Origin of the sequence: Pseudomonas sp. MWU16-30323 (assembly GCF_020515595.1) — a bacterium.
GTDB classification, from domain to species: domain Bacteria; phylum Pseudomonadota; class Gammaproteobacteria; order Pseudomonadales; family Pseudomonadaceae; genus Aquipseudomonas; species Aquipseudomonas yamanorum.
On the sequence record NZ_JAIWYM010000104.1, the window covers coordinates 1 to 329 of the forward strand.

The 329-nt window shown below is 63.8% G+C and carries 1 pseudogene; it reads left to right on the forward strand.

Going from position 1 to position 329, the window contains the following annotated elements:
- A pseudogene (locus tag LIY45_RS30645) lies at positions 1-329 on the forward strand (type IV secretion protein Rhs); the annotation flags it as partial.

The window sequence follows — 329 nt, forward strand, 5'->3', positions numbered from 1 at the left end:
TTCTGGGAGTGGGAACGGTCCGGCAAGGCTGCAAGGTGCGTCCGGCACTGGGCCAGTTTTTCCCAGATGGACACGCGGTATGTGTGGGACGACAACGGCACGGTCACCGTGCACAACGCCGATGGCAGCCAGGAAGTCTACGTCCACGACCAGCGCGCACGGCTGGTGCAGCGGATCGATCCGGACGGTGCGCAGCACTTCAAATCCTACGATGACAAAGGCCGGCTGACGGTCGAGCAGGATCCGCTGGGGGCGGTGACGGCGTATCAGTACGACGAAGCCGGTCGGTTGATTGCGCTGTTTCCCGGGGACGATGCGCCGACGACCTA